General features: G+C 36.6%; 23 protein-coding genes. 12 read left to right on the forward strand and 11 right to left on the reverse strand.

The annotated features are described in order from the left end of the window. Positions 1-11: 11 nt before the first annotated feature. A complete protein-coding gene (locus A2U94_RS04040) occupies positions 12-1058 on the forward strand; it encodes a ribonucleotide-diphosphate reductase subunit beta (RefSeq protein WP_025911899.1) in 1047 nt (348 codons plus the stop codon). A gap of 33 nt (positions 1059-1091) precedes the next feature. On the opposite strand, the gene A2U94_RS04045 is transcribed toward A2U94_RS04040, so the two are convergent. Both A2U94_RS04045 and A2U94_RS20400 read right to left on the reverse strand, forming a co-directional pair. After that, positions 1092-1295 carry a hypothetical protein gene (locus A2U94_RS04045; RefSeq protein ID WP_025911900.1) on the reverse strand — a complete coding sequence of 68 codons (204 nt, stop codon included), beginning with the start codon at positions 1293-1295 and terminating at the stop codon, positions 1092-1094. Positions 1296-1395: 100 nt separating this feature from the next. Next, entirely contained in the window at positions 1396-1554 is a 159-nt protein-coding gene (locus A2U94_RS20400; protein WP_064484027.1) for a DUF1540 domain-containing protein, read from the reverse strand. A gap of 212 nt (positions 1555-1766) precedes the next feature. On the opposite strand from A2U94_RS20400, the gene A2U94_RS04050 reads away from it, so the two are divergent. Continuing rightward, positions 1767-2048 carry a DUF2325 domain-containing protein gene (locus A2U94_RS04050; RefSeq protein ID WP_025911901.1) on the forward strand — a complete coding sequence of 94 codons (282 nt, stop codon included), beginning with the start codon at positions 1767-1769 and terminating at the stop codon, positions 2046-2048. Between the two features lie 41 nt (positions 2049-2089). Then, a complete protein-coding gene (locus tag A2U94_RS04055; protein ID WP_025911902.1) occupies positions 2090-2857 on the forward strand; it encodes a PD-(D/E)XK nuclease family protein in 768 nt (255 codons plus the stop codon). A 151-nt stretch (positions 2858-3008) separates the two neighbouring features. On the opposite strand, the gene A2U94_RS04060 is transcribed toward A2U94_RS04055, so the two are convergent. Then, on the reverse strand, positions 3009-4046 hold the full coding sequence (locus tag A2U94_RS04060) for a cytochrome d ubiquinol oxidase subunit II (protein ID WP_025911903.1): 1038 nt from the start codon (positions 4044-4046) through the stop codon (positions 3009-3011). Between the two features lie 17 nt (positions 4047-4063). Beyond that, positions 4064-5392 carry a cytochrome ubiquinol oxidase subunit I gene (locus A2U94_RS04065; RefSeq protein WP_025911904.1) on the reverse strand — a complete coding sequence of 443 codons (1329 nt, stop codon included), beginning with the start codon at positions 5390-5392 and terminating at the stop codon, positions 4064-4066. Positions 5393-5546: 154 nt separating this feature from the next. On the opposite strand from A2U94_RS04065, the gene A2U94_RS04070 reads away from it, so the two are divergent. Continuing rightward, positions 5547-5798, forward strand: coding sequence for a type B 50S ribosomal protein L31 (locus A2U94_RS04070; RefSeq protein ID WP_025911905.1), 252 nt, complete (start codon positions 5547-5549; stop codon positions 5796-5798). Positions 5799-5830: 32 nt separating this feature from the next. On the opposite strand, the gene A2U94_RS04075 is transcribed toward A2U94_RS04070, so the two are convergent. Then, on the reverse strand, positions 5831-6787 hold the full coding sequence (locus A2U94_RS04075; RefSeq protein WP_025911906.1) for a metal ABC transporter substrate-binding protein: 957 nt from the start codon (positions 6785-6787) through the stop codon (positions 5831-5833). A gap of 85 nt (positions 6788-6872) precedes the next feature. Then, positions 6873-8060 (reverse strand): GTP-binding protein, encoded by a 1188-nt coding sequence (locus A2U94_RS04080; protein WP_025911907.1) that lies wholly within the window; start codon positions 8058-8060, stop codon positions 6873-6875. 124 nt (positions 8061-8184) lie between these two features. Between A2U94_RS04080 and A2U94_RS04085 the strand changes: the two genes are divergently transcribed. Next, complete coding sequence (locus A2U94_RS04085) at positions 8185-8769, forward strand: beta-class carbonic anhydrase (RefSeq protein ID WP_025911908.1); 585 nt, start codon at positions 8185-8187, stop codon at positions 8767-8769. Here A2U94_RS04085 and yidD read toward each other — a convergent pair. Further along, positions 8766-8987: a membrane protein insertion efficiency factor YidD gene (gene yidD, locus A2U94_RS04090; protein WP_035321473.1), complete on the reverse strand. Its 222-nt coding sequence runs from the start codon at positions 8985-8987 to the stop codon at positions 8766-8768. The two genes, A2U94_RS04085 and yidD, sit on opposite strands and share 4 nt — an antisense overlap. Before the next feature lie 167 nt (positions 8988-9154). Between yidD and A2U94_RS04095 the strand changes: the two genes are divergently transcribed. Then, positions 9155-9628 carry an S-ribosylhomocysteine lyase gene (locus A2U94_RS04095; RefSeq protein WP_025911910.1) on the forward strand — a complete coding sequence of 158 codons (474 nt, stop codon included), beginning with the start codon at positions 9155-9157 and terminating at the stop codon, positions 9626-9628. Positions 9629-9721: 93 nt separating this feature from the next. Here the strand turns inward: A2U94_RS04095 and A2U94_RS04100 are convergent, their stop codons facing one another. Further along, positions 9722-9979 (reverse strand): hypothetical protein, encoded by a 258-nt coding sequence (locus tag A2U94_RS04100; RefSeq protein ID WP_025911911.1) that lies wholly within the window; start codon positions 9977-9979, stop codon positions 9722-9724. Positions 9980-10159: 180 nt separating this feature from the next. Here A2U94_RS04100 and A2U94_RS04105 point away from each other — a divergent pair, with 180 nt between their 5' ends. From A2U94_RS04105 to ytkD, 4 genes are all read left to right on the forward strand, one after another. Beyond that, complete coding sequence (locus tag A2U94_RS04105; RefSeq protein ID WP_025911913.1) at positions 10160-10600, forward strand: Dps family protein; 441 nt, start codon at positions 10160-10162, stop codon at positions 10598-10600. Between the two features lie 131 nt (positions 10601-10731). Continuing rightward, the gene (locus A2U94_RS04110; protein ID WP_025911915.1) at positions 10732-11130 is read left to right on the forward strand and encodes a phage holin family protein; all 399 of its coding nucleotides are present in this window, start codon (positions 10732-10734) and stop codon (positions 11128-11130) included. A 69-nt stretch (positions 11131-11199) separates the two neighbouring features. Next, complete coding sequence (locus A2U94_RS04115) at positions 11200-11508, forward strand: hypothetical protein (RefSeq protein WP_025911916.1); 309 nt, start codon at positions 11200-11202, stop codon at positions 11506-11508. A gap of 160 nt (positions 11509-11668) precedes the next feature. Beyond that, on the forward strand, positions 11669-12142 hold the full coding sequence (gene ytkD, locus A2U94_RS04120) for an RNA deprotection pyrophosphohydrolase (RefSeq protein ID WP_025911919.1): 474 nt from the start codon (positions 11669-11671) through the stop codon (positions 12140-12142). 47 nt (positions 12143-12189) lie between these two features. Here ytkD and A2U94_RS04125 read toward each other — a convergent pair whose 3' ends face one another. The 3 genes from A2U94_RS04125 to A2U94_RS04135 are packed head-to-tail and all read right to left on the reverse strand — an operon-like array spanning position 12190 to position 14751. After that, positions 12190-12993 carry an ABC transporter permease gene (locus A2U94_RS04125; RefSeq protein ID WP_025911920.1) on the reverse strand — a complete coding sequence of 268 codons (804 nt, stop codon included), beginning with the start codon at positions 12991-12993 and terminating at the stop codon, positions 12190-12192. Next, positions 12971-13750: an ABC transporter ATP-binding protein gene (locus A2U94_RS04130; RefSeq protein WP_025911921.1), complete on the reverse strand. Its 780-nt coding sequence runs from the start codon at positions 13748-13750 to the stop codon at positions 12971-12973. The genes A2U94_RS04125 and A2U94_RS04130 overlap by 23 nt, the downstream gene beginning before the upstream one ends. A gap of 2 nt (positions 13751-13752) precedes the next feature. After that, positions 13753-14751 carry an ABC transporter substrate-binding protein gene (locus tag A2U94_RS04135; RefSeq protein WP_062954422.1) on the reverse strand — a complete coding sequence of 333 codons (999 nt, stop codon included), beginning with the start codon at positions 14749-14751 and terminating at the stop codon, positions 13753-13755. Positions 14752-14926: 175 nt separating this feature from the next. Between A2U94_RS04135 and A2U94_RS04140 the strand changes: the two genes are divergently transcribed. Next, positions 14927-15709, forward strand: coding sequence for an alpha/beta hydrolase family protein (locus tag A2U94_RS04140; RefSeq protein WP_025911923.1), 783 nt, complete (start codon positions 14927-14929; stop codon positions 15707-15709). A gap of 61 nt (positions 15710-15770) precedes the next feature. Further along, positions 15771-16013: a DUF2584 domain-containing protein gene (locus tag A2U94_RS04145; RefSeq protein WP_025911924.1), complete on the forward strand. Its 243-nt coding sequence runs from the start codon at positions 15771-15773 to the stop codon at positions 16011-16013. Positions 16014-16034 lie beyond the last annotated feature (21 nt).

Below are 16034 nucleotides of genomic sequence, written 5' to 3' on the forward strand. Positions count from 1 at the left end.
AGTCGATTTTGTTGACGAACAGTCTAAAGAAACGTGAGATTATGAATGAAAATGCCCCGAACCGCTCAACGGGAATTATTAATGGTGAAACCTCAAATATTTTAAACTGGGATGATGTACGATTTTCTTGGGCGTTTCCAAAGTATAAGCGCATGCTAGCTAATTTCTGGACACCGTTTGAAATTAATATGGGACAGGACATCAAACAGTTTCCACAGCTTACAGCGGATGAACAGGAGAGCTTTTTAAAGATTATTGGTTTGTTGGCTTTATTGGACAGCATCCAGTCAGATTATGCGAGCAAAGTTGCTGATTATGTTACGGATTCTTCAATCAATGCGCTGATGATTATTTTAGCTCAGCAGGAAGTTGTTCATAATCACTCTTATTCATATGTATTATCAAGCTTAGTGCCAAAAGCTAAGCAAGATGAAGTATTTGAATATTGGCGTACGGATGAAAAGCTTCGTGCACGCAATGACTTTGTGACAAATGGTTATAAAGCATTCGCTGAAGAGGCAACAGTTGAAAACTTTTTAAAGTCCATTGTATATGATGTTATTTTAGAAGGTCTGTTCTTCTATAGTGGGTTTGCGTTTTTCTACAACTTAGCACGCAATCAAAAAATGGTTGCCACATCCACGATGATTAACTATATTAATCGTGATGAGCAGCTTCATGTGGGGTTATTTGAAAAAATCTTTAAAGAAGTGCTAAATGAAAATCCAGAACAGCGTACGGCTGAGCTTGAAGAGTTTGTTACTTCAACATTCCGACAAGCTGCCCAGCTTGAAATTGAATGGGCTGAGTCAGTCATTGGTGAGAAGTTTGATGGAATTACGATGAAAGATATTCGTCAATACATCGAATATATGGCAAATAAACGCTGTAATCAAATGGGATTTGGGCGCGTAGCGTTTCCTGATGCACCAATTGAAAATCCGCTGCGTTGGATTGTTGCGTATCAAGAGGTTGACCTTGGTAAGACAGACTTCTTTGAGCAAAAGTCAAGACAATATACAAAAGCATCAGATGTAAATGGATTTGATGATTTGTAAAATAAAGAAGCTGACTAAATGGCTACAACAGTTTTAGTCAGCTACCTGTGTTGAAATAAGGCCTAGTTCAATAGCACGAGTAGTGATAAGTAGGTCAATTTCAGGTGGAATGGTTTCTAATGTTCCACATTCATACTGCCATAAATGAGCAAATGATTGCACATAAATGGGGAACGTTTGTTTATTGGCTTTAACAGCTTCTGCTTTGAAAAAATGAACAAGTTGATTGGTATTCATATATTACCTTCACTTTCGTTGATATGAAAAAGGACAACCCGCGTGGTTGTCCTTTTTTATTAATTAGGAATAGAACAAAGTTTGTTTTAGGATAACCGATTTAAAGATCTTCAGGTTTAAATGTTTTACAATCTGTTTCGCGGCTATTAGAAGCCTTTTTACCAGCATGGCTGACTACGTAAATTTCGTCTGCTCCACAACGGTTGCCTTGCTTCCAATAATGACAGTTATTCACTTCACAAAGAACGTTTTGTGACATATATTCCCCTCCTTTATACGCGTGATATATGTAGTATGGTCAATTTTCATTATTGTTATAATCGAGAGATTAGAAAATTAATTGAGAATTTTTATCAATTAATAATTGACAAAGAGAATCATTCTCAATTATTCTATGTATATAGCAAACAAGATTAAATCATCGTTAAGATTTTAAATAAACTTAATTTTATCGTATAGGAGGAGAAATACATGTCATCAGTTATGGTTGTTGGAGGAGATCGTTTAAAGCATATTACAGATCGGTTAGCAGGTGAGGGGTTTAACGAAGTTATTCATCTTGATGGAAGAAAAAGTAATATGGTGAAGCGAGAAATTCCGGATCATATTGGTTTTGTACTTGTGATTACAGATTTTATTAACCACAACATGGCAAAGGTCATTAAAGAAAAAGCGAAAAAGCAGCAAAAGCCAATTTATTTTGTTAAGCATTCATGGAGCGCAATTCGCAAAGTAATTGAACAAGTATCATAAAGGATAAAGCAACAGGTGATTTTATAAAGCGTGGTGACAGGATGCAATTAAAAGTTCAAATCAAAACCTTGGCTAGTCATCATATTGAAGAGTTTATTCAATGCCCTTATAAATTTTATCAGAGGCAGCTTAAAGCTCGTAAACACCAACTGGTTGATTGGCGAAGTCTCGTCAGCGTAACCATTCATAAGGTTGTCAAAGAATATTATGCAAAAGCGCCATATGAAAGATCTGCATATTTTATTTTACAATTAATTGAAAGGTATTGGTCCAAGCTCTCACCGGAACTTTTCCAATCGAAAATTCATTACTATGAAGTCCTAGCATCGGTGAGTGATCATTTGTTAACGTTTCTTATGAGTGAATTGCAAGATGATACGCCACTATTTGTTTATGAAAAATATGGAGTATACGTTCCTGAATTAGAAACAAATATTTCACTGTTAATTGATGCAGCATATTGGTCGGATTCTTCTTATGAAGTAACAAAGTTTCTAATTGATGATCAATCAGAAGTAAAAGAAATGCTGACAGCCTTTATGATGGTTTTTACCAAGCATGCATTCAATAGAATGCCAAAAGCTATTCATTTCTATTCACTTCTAACAGGGAAGAGAGAGACTGTTGAAATTGTATCTGAAAATTATTTAGAGTCAGTTAATAAACTGAAAATGATGAAAGGTGTACTAGAAGAGCCAAAGTTTTTTCAAAAGATAAGTTCATTACAAGAGTGCAAAAATTGTCCACTCCGATTTGAGTGCAGCACAGATTCAACTATTCAAGCTGAGAAACTAACAATGTTTATGTGAAAAAGGTGGCACCTTAATGACAGAAGGCTTAAAAGTAGAGCTTGCTCCATATGGAGAAGATGTAGAAAAGTGTAAAGCGTATGCGCTTAATATTGCAGTAAACATAGTAAAAGAAGTAAAGAACAGATAAATCGTTCTTTACTTCTTTAGTTTAATACGGCTTCTTTCCAATATACTTTCGGTTGTCTTTCATAAACAAGCGCCAAAAATAGTAGAATCCAGGGAATAAAATAGCAAATCCTACAATGTACGTGATGAATAATGAGCGAAAAGCATCAGGATGGGTAAATCCTGTTTCGATGGTTACATTCGGATAAATAACATATGGTAAATGACCTTTTCCATATACATAGCTCGCTAAAAAATACTGAAGAACAATCGCAACAACTGCTAGTCTAGGCATTCCTTTTCCTTTTGATGATGGAAGTAAAAGAGCTCCGCCTGCTACTAGGAATAAAAACAAGGAAATAAATAAGATGGGTTTGTCTTCCATCATGTTATTATAAAGCCAAGTGGCTTCCATACGCAGTGTCAGCATAATGAGAATGGCCATGACAAGTGATATAGGACCTGTGATGAGCGCATCTCTTCTATATACCTCATATGCTTCCATTTCATCTGAGGACTTGGAGTAATCAGCTAAAAGCAATGAGGATAGAAATAACGAAGAGCTGACAGCAAATCCTATAAAAGCATATACGTTTGGACTGGTAAATACTTTGAGTAAGTTTAGTTTTTCAACTCCATCAATGGTATCGATGTAACCGCCTTGGCTAATTGGTAAAACAGCAATTAAAAACGCTGGAATCAACACGCCTGATAGACCAGAAATATAAACGAGAGCCTTTTGATGGCGAGCTCCCTTAGTATAATTTGAAAATACAAGGAAACCACTTCTAAGTGCTAAAAGCAATAGAATAATACTTCCTGGAATTAATAGAACAGTTCCAAGCGTAAACGTAGCTCCAGGAAAGAAGCTAAATAAACCAACTACAATTGCAACGATAAATACATTCGTTACTTCCCAAGTTGGAGAGAGATAGCGGTTAGCGATGTTTGTAGCATTGGTTTTTTCACGATTAATGTAAACCATTGACCAAAATCCTGCTCCAAAATCCATTGTTCCCATAACAGCATAAATAAAAATAAATCCCCAAATGACCGTGATGGCAAGTAGTGAATCACCCATATTAATTCCACATCCTTTTAGTTCATATCTGCAAGCTCTTTCTCCAATGGATTACGCTTGAAGTAATAAATAAGAACAAGTGAAACAGCAACAACGAGTATAGCGTATACAATTAAAAATAGAGCAAATAAAAATTCTAAATTAGCAGAGGTTGTAACGGATTCAGAGGTCTTCATAATTCGGTAAATTACCCAAGGTTGTCGACCTGTACATGCGAAAATCCAGCCGAATTCTACTGATAGGATGGCCAAAGGACCAGAAATAACAAATGCCCACATTAACCACTTTGGAAAACCACGCTTTTTCATAAATTTATACCAAGCAATTCCTAGGATAGATAGTAGAATAAGCAGTGCTCCAATCCCTACCATACCGTTAAAAAGAGTATGGATGAAAAGGGGGGGCCAGTATTCTTCTGGAAAATCATTGAGTCCCGCAACAACCGTATCAAAGCGATCATCTGCTAGAAAGCTTAGTGCCCATGGAATTTCAATTCCCCATTTGACGGTTTGAGTTTCACGATCTGTAAATCCCCCAATAGTGAGCGGTGCATAGTCGGTCGTTTCAAATAAACCTTCTGCACCTGCAAGCTTTTCTGGCTGATATTCATAAAGAAGCTGCGCAGATTCATGCCCATTTAGAGCTGTTAAAAATGAAAATATCCCTCCAACGATTAGCCCCATCATTAGTGCTTTTTGGTGAAAACGATAAAGTCTAGGCTCTTTACGAGAGCGAAGCATCTTAAATGCAGCGATGGATGCAATAACGAAGGCACCCGTCGCATAAGCAGATACAGCAACGTGTCCAGCTGTTGTGATAAAACTTGGGTTAAAGAAAGCTCCCCACGGATCGACATCTGTAATTTCGCCATTTACAATTCGAAAGCCGGCCGGAGTTCCTTCAAACGCATGGACGTTTGTAATCAACACAGCTGAAGCTACAGCTCCAATAGCTACAAGTATAAGGCTTACAATTCGCATTGTTCGCGAAATTCGATCAGCTGCATACACGTAGATAGACAAAAAGAGTGCTTCAATAAAAAAAGCATAGATTTCAATTTGAAAAGGTAATGACATAACTTTCCCAACAACTTCCATGAAACCTGGCCATAGTAAGGCTAGCTGTACTCCAGCAATAGTTCCTGTTGGGATAGCAACGCCTAGTAAAATCGCTGCGCCTTTTGTCCAACGCTTTGCCATTAGCTCATAATCTTTATCTTTTGTGCGCTGATAGAGAAGTTCTGCTAATAAAATCATTAAAGGAATTCCTACGCCTAACGTAGCAAAAATAATGTGAACTCCCATGGTCATACCAAACATCGAACGAGCAGTTACTAAATGTTCCATTGAAATACAACCTTTCCAATCAAGTATTGATAAGCCTTATTGTCCACTTTTTACCACGATTTATTCATCAATAAATTTTTGAAACAGAATACTTAAAAATAAGAATCATTACGATATAATAGATGTATATCTTATTAAAGGAGAGGATTATAAGATGAAACCAAATATTCATCCAGACTACCGAAAAGTAGTGTTTATGGATACAAATAGCGGATTTAAATTTCTATCAGGTTCTACAATGCACTCTTCAGAGACAACGGAATGGGAAGATGGTCAAACATATCCATTAATTAAAGTGGAGGTAAGTTCTGATACACACCCATTTTATACTGGTAGACAGAAGTTTGCTGATAAAGGCGGACGTGCAGAGCGCTTCATGCAAAAATATAATATGAAACAAAAATAACTAGCTAATGGGCTAGTTATTTTTGTTTGTATTTAGTTTAACGCTTTTTGAAGTGTTTCAATGTTTTTATCCATAATTGAGAAGTAATCTTCCTTATTTGCTACATCATCTTTTGTTGCAGACTCCAGGTTATGAAGGGTAAGCGCTTCTGCACCTACTTCTTTTTGAACAAGCTTAGATACTTTAGGCTCTAAGTTTTGATCGAAAATAAAATATTTAATGTTATGCTCATTTGCTTCTTTAATAATAGACTGTAGCTGCTTTTGTGACGGCTCATTTGTTGGAGATAAGCCGGCCACACTAATTTGAGTTAAGCCATAACGTTTTTCCCAGTATCCATATGCAGCGTGGGAAACTAAAATTTCTTTGTGCTTTCCTTCAGAAATAGTTGTTTCTAGCTTTTGATCAAGTTCCTCTAGCTGAGCCTTTAAGTCTTCATAATTTTTTTCAAACTCTTCTTTTGCTTCTGGTTTTAGTTCTATTAATTCATTCTTAATGTTTTCAGCTAATTGAATTGATAAGACCGGGTCTAACCAGATGTGTGGGTCCGTATCTCCGTGACCATGAGCGTGTTCATCTTCATGAGCATGTTCATCTTCATCAGAATGCGTACTTTCAGCTAACTCAATACCTTTAGCTGCTTCTACCATAGCCACATCTTCATTTTTTAAGGTATCTTGCGCTTTATCAGCAAAGCCTTCTAATCCAATGCCGGAATAAATGAAAGCATCACCTTTAGCGATTTCTACCATATCCTTTGTTGTTGGTTCGTAAGAGTGAGCATCTACTCCAGGAGGAAGTACACTCTCAACATTTACTTCATCTCCACCAATTTTCTTAGTGAAATCTTGCAGTGGAAAAATAGTTGTATAAACCGTTAATTTATCGTCTTTACTGCTTGCTTGTTCATCTGAATTGTCAGCACCGCATCCAGCTAAAAATGCTGCTGTACCTAATGCTAATGCCATAAATGTAGCTTTAACTTTCATATATATAATTCTCCTTTCGATTACTAGTTACGAACAATGACCTATGTTATTATATCGTAATAGTTACGATTTGGAAACTATAAATTTATGACTGGACCGTGAATTTAGGTAGAGGATCACAGAAAGCCGACCAATCTTGCTGCATTTCTGCATCAGTAAGCAAGCAGTGATCAAGCGTAGAAATGACTTCTTCTTCATTCATTTCCAATCCAATAAAAACTAGCTCGTTCATGCGGTCACCAAATGTATCGTCCCATTTTTCGAGAAGCTCGGGCTCTTCTCTTAATGTCTGTTGCTTTTCAGCTTCTGAATATGCAGCTACCCATTCGCCTGCACCTTGGATCATAATCGATGTTCCAGCTTGTGAAAGCAGCCCTGCCATATCATTCCGTGAAGCTAACCAGAAAAAGCCTTTTGTTCGGACAATATCAACTGGCCAATTTTCAAGCCATGTCATTAACCGTTCTGGATGAAATGGACGCTTTCGTCTATAAACAAAAGAAGAAATGCCGAATTCTTCTGTTTCTGGAGTGTGGTGATCTGTATTTAGCTCCTTGATCCAACCTGCTCCTTGACTCGCTTTTTCAAAGTCGAATAGACCAGTATTTAGAATTTCTTTTAGGTCAATCACACTTTTAATTGTTTGGATAATCTTAGCTTCAGGGTTCAGCTTCTTTAAGACTAACTCCAGCTCTTTTGCGTCTTCTTCTGTCAGTAAGTCGACTTTGTTCAGCAGAATGACATTTGCAAACTCAATTTGGTCAATGAGTAAGTCAACAACTTCACGCGTATCATGTTCATCGTTACCTTCTTTACGATCTAACAAGCTTTCACCGGATGAGAAATCCTCCCAAAAACGATTTCCATCTACTACTGTGACCATCGTATCCAGAGAACATTTTTTTGTTAAATCAATGCCGAGCTCTTCATCGATATACGTAAACGTTTGGGCAACTGGAATGGGTTCACTAATTCCTGAAGATTCGATGACGATGTAATCGATATTTCCTTTATCAACGAGACGTTCAACTTCTTTCATTAAATCGTCTCGTAGCGTACAGCAAATGCATCCGTTTTGCATTTCAACTAATGTTTCTTCAGTACGAGAAAAGCCACCTTGTTTGACTAAGTCGGCGTCAATATTTACTTCGCTCATATCATTGACGATGACGGCTACTTTAAGCCCGTCTCCATTTTTTAAAATATAATTCAATAAAGTTGTTTTACCTGAACCTAGGTAACCACTTAATACTGTAACAGGTACTTGTTTCATTTTGTTCTTCCTTTCTTTAAACAAGAATAGTTACGATTTATGCTGTTACATCATATAAGAATTTTTAGTATAATACAAGGGGAACGATTAAAAAAATTTTTACATAGGAAAGGAAGTAGGAAACATGAGTCTATTAAATGAGATTTTAACTTACAATGAGAAGTTTGTGGAAAATAATGAATATCGCAAATATGAGACAAGCAAGCTGCCGGATAAAAAGATGGTTATTTTATCTTGTATGGACACAAGATTAGTGGAATTACTTCCTCAATCAATGAACTTACGTAACGGTGATGTGAAAATTGTGAAAAATGCAGGGGCACTTGTATCTCATCCTTTTGGAAGTGTCATGAGAAGCATTTTAGTAGCTGTATATGCACTTCAAGCAGATGAAGTATATGTAATTGGCCACCATGATTGTGGTGCAGGAAAATTAGAGCCGATTTCATTTTTAGAAGCTGTAAAAGAGCAAGGGATTTCAGAAGAAGTAATCGATACAATTGAAAAGTCAGGAATTGATTTAAAAAGCTGGTTAAAAGGATTCGATTCGGTTGAAGAAACGGTGCAACATACGACGTCTACAATTCGTAACCATCCTTTATTTGCAAAGCATATTCCTGTACATGGTCTTGTTATTGATCCAGGCACAGGAAAGTTAGACGTTATTGTAGATGGATACGAGTATGTTAAAGAAAAGCAAAATAGCTAATCTTTTTTTGCAGTTTCTTTTTCGGGCACGGGATCCATACCTCCTGGGTAAAAAGGATGACACTTGGAAATTCGCTTTATCGTTAACCACCCGCCTTTAAAAGCTCCAAATCGCTTAATCGCTTCAACCCCATAATGAGAACATGTTGGATAGAATCGACACGTAGGGGGTGTGAGTGGCGAAATAACTTTTTGATATACTTTTATAATACTCAGCATGATTTTAGCAAGCACTGATATCACATCTTTCTAAACAGATTCTTTTCTATAAATATATCGAAAAAAAAGCACAGGATGCAAATACCAGGTATATAGTATATTAAATTGATGAAAAAAATCGGAATTAAGTGTATGATAAAAAGTAAGAATAAAAAAGGAGTGATAGCATGCCATCAGTAGAAAGTTTTGAATTAGATCATAACGCTGTAAAAGCCCCTTATGTAAGACATTGTGGTGTACACAAGGTAGGTAGTGACGGCGTTGTTAATAAATTTGATATTCGTTTTTGCCAGCCCAACAAGCAAGCGATGAAGCCTGATGTTATTCATACATTAGAGCATTTATTAGCTTTTAACATCCGTACTCACGTAGAGAAATATGATCATTTTGATATTATTGATATTTCTCCTATGGGCTGTCAGACAGGATATTATCTTGTTGTCAGCGGAGAACCAAAAGTAGAAGAAATTATTGATCTTTTAGAAGACACACTAAAAGATGCAATTACAATCACAGAAATTCCAGCTGCAAACGAAAAGCAGTGCGGTCAAGCAAAGCTTCATGATTTAGAAGGAGCAAAGCGCTTAATGCAATTCTGGTTGAATCAAGATAAAGAAGATTTAGCAAAGGTATTCGGTTAAACTAAAAAAACTCTAGCTTTGAAAGCTAGAGTTTTTTTAGTTTAAGCATAATGCCGACCTACGTATTTTAAAAAGTTTAGTGTTAGACCATTTTTATAAACTATTCACAATGAGCTGCGCAGCTTGTCTAGCACCAGAAATATTTCTAGGGATCGGTCCCACTTCTAGTTCAGCTAAGGCCCCTGTAACATATAGATTAGGTCCCCATTGTAGTGAGTGAGAAACAATAGGACAGCCATACTCACTGCAATGTAACTTATGCTCATGAATCAAGGGTGTCAGCCACTGCTTTTCAGGTAATGTTTGAACAAAGCCAGTTGCTAAGAAGACACGTATCCAATCGTAAATCAAATGTATCCACCTTTTTAAATCGTAATCATTTCGTTTTTTTGTGAAAATGATAATAAAAAAAGGTTCATCGTCAATAGCGGAAGAGTACGAAAAACTTCTAAAAAAATGTTTTAATCAAGGAAAAAGGGGTACTACTATACTAGAGATAATTGAAGTAGAAATCATTAAGGAGTGGGTATTATGTCTAAAGAGTTAACAACAATCGTAAATAAGCAAGTAGCAAATTTTAGCGTGATGTATATCAAGTTACATAATTATCATTGGTATGTAAAAGGCGAACAGTTCTTTACGTTGCATGAAAAATTCGAAGAGCTTTATACAGAAACGGCAACAGTAATTGATGACTTAGCAGAACGTTTATTAGCTCTAGGTGGTAGCCCAGTTGCTACAATGAAAGAAATTTTAGAAATGAGTTCAATTGAAGAAGCACATGGAAATGAAACAGCAAAAGACATGGTATCTGAATTAGTAAAAGACTTCACAACGCTAACAACAGAGTTAAAACAAGGTATGGATGTAGCTGGCGAAGTGGATGATGAGACAACAGGTGACATGCTTCTTGCTATTCATCAAAATCTGGAAAAGCATATGTGGATGTTAAACTCTTTCTTAGGAAAATAAAAACTTGCGAGCTTCTCGCAAGTTTTTTTATTCCATAAAAGTGTACAAACGATAGCATGTATGAAGAACACTTCTCACTATTTTGCATATGATAGTATGTACCACTATGTAAATAGTTGAGAGGATGAAAAATGAATATGTACAAACTATCCTTGTTATCTTTATCTAGTTTAGGTTCATTTATCTTTTTCTTAGTAGGGGAATGGAATTATTTATTGATGGCTTTAGTAGCACTGGTAGCAGTTGATTATGTCACTGGAACAGTTGCAGCGTTTATTGATAAGAGTTTATCTAGTGAGGTAGGCTTTCGGGGCATTGCCAAAAAGGTTTTTATTTTTGCTCTTGTTATAATGGCTAACTTCATGGACCAAGTATTTTGGCCGGACAATCATTTTATCAGAGATATAACGATATTATTCTATATTTTAAATGAGATGATTTCTATTACGGAGAACGCTGGTCGAGTAGGTCTTCCTGTGCCCGCCGTTATTAAGCAGGCAATTGAGAAATTAAAAAATCAAATTAAATGATCAGTATAAAAGGAAACCATTATACAAATAAGAAAGGTAAGTCAGTATAAAGGAGCTGAATATCTTTCAATGAAAAAAACGTATTATGTATCCCTTGGTTCGGGTGAGATTTCTCAAGTGAGTACGGCATCGGAATGGAATTTTAAAATAAGTGCGACCGATTTGGAAGTAGAGCAACTGCGAGAGCGTTTAGATCAACGTTATTCAGATGATTGGCAAGGTTTCCTTCGAGCGCATATTCCTTATCTAGAATATCATCATGATCGTCCAAATGATGCTTATGATGATATGAATACTCAGCTATATCAAATGTTGTATGAGCTAGGAGATGAGAATGCAAAGGCTCATATTCGCACAATAGGAATTCTACCTTCATAAAAATAATAAAAATGTAAAAGTAGTGCTACTATTAATGATTATTAAGGGCTTTTATCGAGAATATTGGTAGAAAATCCGTTATTTCTATTCGAAAAGCTAAGAGATAGTACTTAAATGTGTGATAAAATAAGGAAAAAATCAAATGGAGTTTGAGTAGACGATGTACACATTTAAGGACGCATACCACAATCAGGTTTTTTTATCGTTTGAGCGCAGTCCGTTTTCAAAAACTCCTCGTCACGTTTGGGTTGTTTGTCGATACGAAGGACAATGGTTGCTAACTAATCATTCTAAGCGGGGGTTGGAGTTTCCGGGAGGTAAAGTGGAGCTAGAGGAAACACCGGAGGAAGCGGCAGTTCGAGAAGTATTTGAAGAAACAGGTGGAGAAGTAGAAAATCTCTCGTATATTGGTCAATATAAAGTAGTTAGTAAAGGAAAAACAATTATAAAAAACATTTATTTTGCGAATGTCTCAAAGTTAGTCCCAAAAGATGACTATATGGAAACAAAAGGACCGGTTGTTATTCGAGAAATTCCAGAACAAGGAATTCAAAAAAATGCGAAATACAGTTTTATTATGAAAGATAATGTTTTACAGTACGTGATGAAGCATGTAAAGCGCACATTTTTGTAAGAAGCAAAGAAGCCCTGTTATCATAGCAGGGCTTTTTAGTATTAATATTAATGACGCGTTAGTCGTTTTTCTAGATAGGAAATTGCTTGGTACATCCCAGTTGCAAATACAGCAATGAGCAACAAGCTTAAAATAACAAGGGTAAAGTTAAATACTTGGAAGCCATAGATAATCATATATCCAAGCCCTTTAGACGAAACCAAAAATTCTCCCACAATTACGCCAACCCATGATAAGCCAACATTCACCTTAAAGGTTGAAATAATCGCTGGCATTGTAGAAGGCAAAATTGCTTGTTTAAAACAATCATGCTTAGTAGCACCAAAGCTTTGCAGTAATTTCACATAGTTTGGATCGACTTCTTTAAAAGCTGTATAGACAACAATAGCAGTGATGATGACAGAAATGATTGCGCCCATTGTTAAAATGGAAAAGAAACCAGGTCCAATGGCTACAATCAAAATCGGGCCTAGAGCTACCTTTGGCATAGCATTTAAGATAACTAAATAGGGATCCAAAACCTTTGCTAAACGATTTGAATACCATAGCAAAGTTGCTAAAATGATACCACACAGCGTTCCAATAATAAATCCAAGTACTGTTTCAAACAACGTAAAGCCAATGTGTTCTAATAATGAACCATCCCCTGTTTTTTCAATAAACAAATTCCACACTCGGAGTGGAGAGCTGAAAATAAGAGGGTCAATCCACTTGAGCGAAGATGCCAGTTGCCATATCCCAAAAAAAGATAAGAAGATAAATAATTGAACTAAACGAATGATTCGCTTTTCGCTATTTACTGCGGATTTGTATTGCTGATGTAAAACATCAGGATTGTGAGGCTGATTCAAGGTGATCCAACTCCTTCCAAATCTCCATGAACAGGTCGTTGTATACAGAGTGTTGTCTAGCTTCAAAAGGAGACAGAGTCTGAAGGATAGGTGGTACGGTGAAAATTCGAGCAATTCTTCCTGGGTTGGCTGAAAATAAAACGATTCGATTGCTCATGGCAATTGCTTCTCCAATATCATGCGTAACGAGTACCGCCGTTTTTTCATAAGTCATTAAGGTTTTTGATACAAGCTCTTCTAACTTTAATTTCGTTTGAAAGTCTAGAGCTGAAAAGGGTTCATCTAAAAGTAAAATACTAGGATTCGTAGCGAGTGTTCTAACGAGCGCCACACGTTGACGCATACCTCCAGATAATTGATGTGGAAAAAAATCTGAAACGCTTTTCAATCCCATTCCTTCTAAGAGCATTAATGCTCGCTGCTCATGTTCCTTTGTAAGGTTACGCTGGATTGTTAGTCCAAGAAGGATGTTGTCTTTTATCGTCTTCCAGGGAAATAAGTAGTCTTGTTGAAGCATATAACCAACTTCTGCTGTAGGCTCTTGAACAAGTTTATTCTTAATGTTTACTTCACCTGAAGTTGGTTTAATTAACCCAGCCAAAATCGAAAGAAGCGTCGTCTTTCCACATCCGCTAGGTCCTAGAAAAGAAATAAATTCTCCTTCTTTAATTGAAAGGTTGATATTTTCTAAAGCTGTGGTGGCTGATTTCATTGTGACATATACGTGGTGGACGTTTGTGATTTGTAAGCCTGACATGGTTACTGCTCCATGACGTCAGTTGCAATTTTTGTGTTGACTAATGTTTTGTGATCAATACGCTTAGGTAGTTCACCAGCTTCATCCATAATGCGTTGAAGGTTTTCCCACTCTTCTTTATCTAACACTGGGTTAGTAGCAAATGAATCTTGGGTTTTATATCTCTCAACAACGGTTTCAATTGTATCGATTGATGTGTCGTCAAAATAAGGAGCGATTGCTTCAGCAACTTCTTTTGCACTGTGCGTATCAACCCACTGCTGTGCATTATAGATAGCTCTTGTAAATTTCTCAGCAGTTTCAGGATTTTCTTTTAAAAAGCTGTTTTTTGACATGAATGTTGTATATGGAACCTTTCCTGACTCTTCACCAAAAGAAGCAACAATGTAACCTTTTCCTTCTTTTTCAAAAATACTGGCCGTTGGCTCAAATAGTTGGACATAGTCGCCAGTTCCAGATGCAAAAGCACTTGAAACGTTAGCAAAATCAATATTTTGAATAAGTGTTAGATCGTTTTTAGGGTCAATATTATGTTCTTTTAAGACGTACTCTCCAACCATTTGTGGCATGCCACCCTTACGCTGTCCTAAGAATGTTTTTCCTTTTAACTGGTCCCATGAGAAGTTATCAACTTTTTCACGTGCTACTAGAAATGTGCCATCCGTTTGCGTTAGTTGCGCAAAGTTAATAATGGGATCATCAGAACCTTGTGCAGCGACATAGATTGAAGTTTCTGAACCAACTAATGCAACATCTATGCCATCGGATAAAAGGGAAGTCATCGTTTTGTCTCCGCCCCAAGTAGTTTTTAATTCTACGTTTAGTCCTTCTTTCTCAAAAAAACCTTTTGATATAGCTACATATTGGGGAGCATAAAAGATGGATCTTGTTACTTCTCCTACGCGAACAGTTTCAATTGAGCTTTGTTTACCACAGCTCATTAAAGTGAAGGTTAAAATACAAATAGTGATGATGGACAGCAGCAATTTTATTTTTCGCATGGTATTTCCTCCTAACGTTAAAATAAGATTGTAAATCAATTATGATGAAACATAGTAATAGGCCAATATGTGGAGTAGGATTGATAGCGTGACTTTTTCTACAATAATATATGATAATGGATAAAATAGTGTGAACGTCTGGTTAAAAACGATTGAATGATAAGGAGGGTTTTTTATGAAGGACGGAACTATTATTAGTCAATATCCTTTTCCATCTCCCAATCCACGCATTTCGTTGTCAATTGTGACGTATATGTGTCAAGGTTTAAAAATTAAGGGGATGTTAGCGGAACCAAAAGAAGAAGGTACATATGATGGATTTTTATATTTAAGAGGTGGCATAAAAAATGTAGGTACTGTGAGACCAGGGAGGCTAATTCAATTCGCATCTCAAGGATTCATTGTAATGGCTCCATTTTATCGAGGGAATCAAGGTGGAGAAGGAAACGAAGATTTTGGGGGAGATGATCGTTACGATGCTTTTGCAGCTTATGACTTACTTGTCAATTACCCTCGAGTTCATCAAGACCGAATCCATGTATTTGGTTTTTCACGAGGAGGCGTAATGGCTTTGTTTACTGCCATTGAAAAAAGTTCAGCACGTTCGCTTGTTTTATGGGGAGGGGTAACGGATATGATTCTTACCTATGAAGAGCGAACAGATTTAAGGCGTATGATGAAAAGGGTCATTGGTGGGACACCTTCGAAATATCCAGACAGGTATGAATGGCGTTCACCGCTAACTCAGGCATATAAGCTAAGTATACCGACATTGTTAATACATGGAAAAGAAGATGCAAACGTGTCAATTGAGCATGCATATCAATTAGAGAAAATGCTGAGTGAACATGGGAAGCCCGTGGAAAGCTGGTACTTTGATGGATTTCCTCATGCGTTTCCTCCGAAGCAAAACCGAGAGACAGTGAAAAATTTAACTGAATGGATGAAAACAAAATAAAAGATATGCCAGCATAGAAAAAGCATTGTACAATAGAGGAAAAGAAAGGGAGGTAAGAAGGATGGGAATGCCACTAGAATTAAATACGATGATTGTTACAAAAGGAAATGAGAAGCGAGTAGTAGATAATGTATTTCAAATTGAAAAAAAAGGCTACCGCTTATACCCTCTTGAGGTTCCGCTTAGTATTCATAAAACGAAGAATGGTGAACGCGTTGGGACAGGTATTATTAAAAAGCTTGAGTTAGAGCAAAATAAAACCGTTGTCACATACGAGTTAATAAAGCTACACTCCACAAACTAAAAAAAGCCGGAATTAAATTCC

The organism is Bacillus sp. VT 712 (assembly GCF_001614195.1).
Lineage (GTDB): Bacteria > Bacillota > Bacilli > Bacillales > Bacillaceae_H > Priestia > Priestia flexa.

What these genes read in the sequence shown, in the direction of transcription:
- A2U94_RS04045 (WP_025911900.1), bottom strand. Translation starts at nt 1,295, where the DNA reads ATGAATACCAATCAACTTGTTCATTTTTTCAAAGCAGAAGCTGTTAAA.
- A2U94_RS20400 (WP_064484027.1), bottom strand. Translation starts at nt 1,554, where the DNA reads ATGTCACAAAACGTTCTTTGTGAAGTGAATAACTGTCATTATTGGAAG.
- A2U94_RS04050 (WP_025911901.1), top strand. Translation starts at nt 1,767, where the DNA reads ATGTCATCAGTTATGGTTGTTGGAGGAGATCGTTTAAAGCATATTACA.
- A2U94_RS04055 (WP_025911902.1), top strand. Translation starts at nt 2,090, where the DNA reads ATGCAATTAAAAGTTCAAATCAAAACCTTGGCTAGTCATCATATTGAA.
- A2U94_RS04060 (WP_025911903.1), bottom strand. Translation starts at nt 4,046, where the DNA reads ATGGGTGATTCACTACTTGCCATCACGGTCATTTGGGGATTTATTTTT.
- A2U94_RS04065 (WP_025911904.1), bottom strand. Translation starts at nt 5,392, where the DNA reads ATGGAACATTTAGTAACTGCTCGTTCGATGTTTGGTATGACCATGGGA.
- A2U94_RS04070 (WP_025911905.1), top strand. Translation starts at nt 5,547, where the DNA reads ATGAAACCAAATATTCATCCAGACTACCGAAAAGTAGTGTTTATGGAT.
- A2U94_RS04075 (WP_025911906.1), bottom strand. Translation starts at nt 6,787, where the DNA reads ATGAAAGTTAAAGCTACATTTATGGCATTAGCATTAGGTACAGCAGCA.
- A2U94_RS04080 (WP_025911907.1), bottom strand. Translation starts at nt 8,060, where the DNA reads ATGAAACAAGTACCTGTTACAGTATTAAGTGGTTACCTAGGTTCAGGT.
- A2U94_RS04085 (WP_025911908.1), top strand. Translation starts at nt 8,185, where the DNA reads ATGAGTCTATTAAATGAGATTTTAACTTACAATGAGAAGTTTGTGGAA.
- yidD (WP_035321473.1), bottom strand. Translation starts at nt 8,987, where the DNA reads ATGCTGAGTATTATAAAAGTATATCAAAAAGTTATTTCGCCACTCACA.
- A2U94_RS04095 (WP_025911910.1), top strand. Translation starts at nt 9,155, where the DNA reads ATGCCATCAGTAGAAAGTTTTGAATTAGATCATAACGCTGTAAAAGCC.
- A2U94_RS04105 (WP_025911913.1), top strand. Translation starts at nt 10,160, where the DNA reads ATGTCTAAAGAGTTAACAACAATCGTAAATAAGCAAGTAGCAAATTTT.
- A2U94_RS04110 (WP_025911915.1), top strand. Translation starts at nt 10,732, where the DNA reads ATGAATATGTACAAACTATCCTTGTTATCTTTATCTAGTTTAGGTTCA.
- A2U94_RS04115 (WP_025911916.1), top strand. Translation starts at nt 11,200, where the DNA reads ATGAAAAAAACGTATTATGTATCCCTTGGTTCGGGTGAGATTTCTCAA.
- ytkD (WP_025911919.1), top strand. Translation starts at nt 11,669, where the DNA reads ATGTACACATTTAAGGACGCATACCACAATCAGGTTTTTTTATCGTTT.
- A2U94_RS04130 (WP_025911921.1), bottom strand. Translation starts at nt 13,750, where the DNA reads ATGTCAGGCTTACAAATCACAAACGTCCACCACGTATATGTCACAATG.
- A2U94_RS04135 (WP_062954422.1), bottom strand. Translation starts at nt 14,751, where the DNA reads ATGCGAAAAATAAAATTGCTGCTGTCCATCATCACTATTTGTATTTTA.
- A2U94_RS04140 (WP_025911923.1), top strand. Translation starts at nt 14,927, where the DNA reads ATGAAGGACGGAACTATTATTAGTCAATATCCTTTTCCATCTCCCAAT.
- A2U94_RS04145 (WP_025911924.1), top strand. Translation starts at nt 15,771, where the DNA reads ATGGGAATGCCACTAGAATTAAATACGATGATTGTTACAAAAGGAAAT.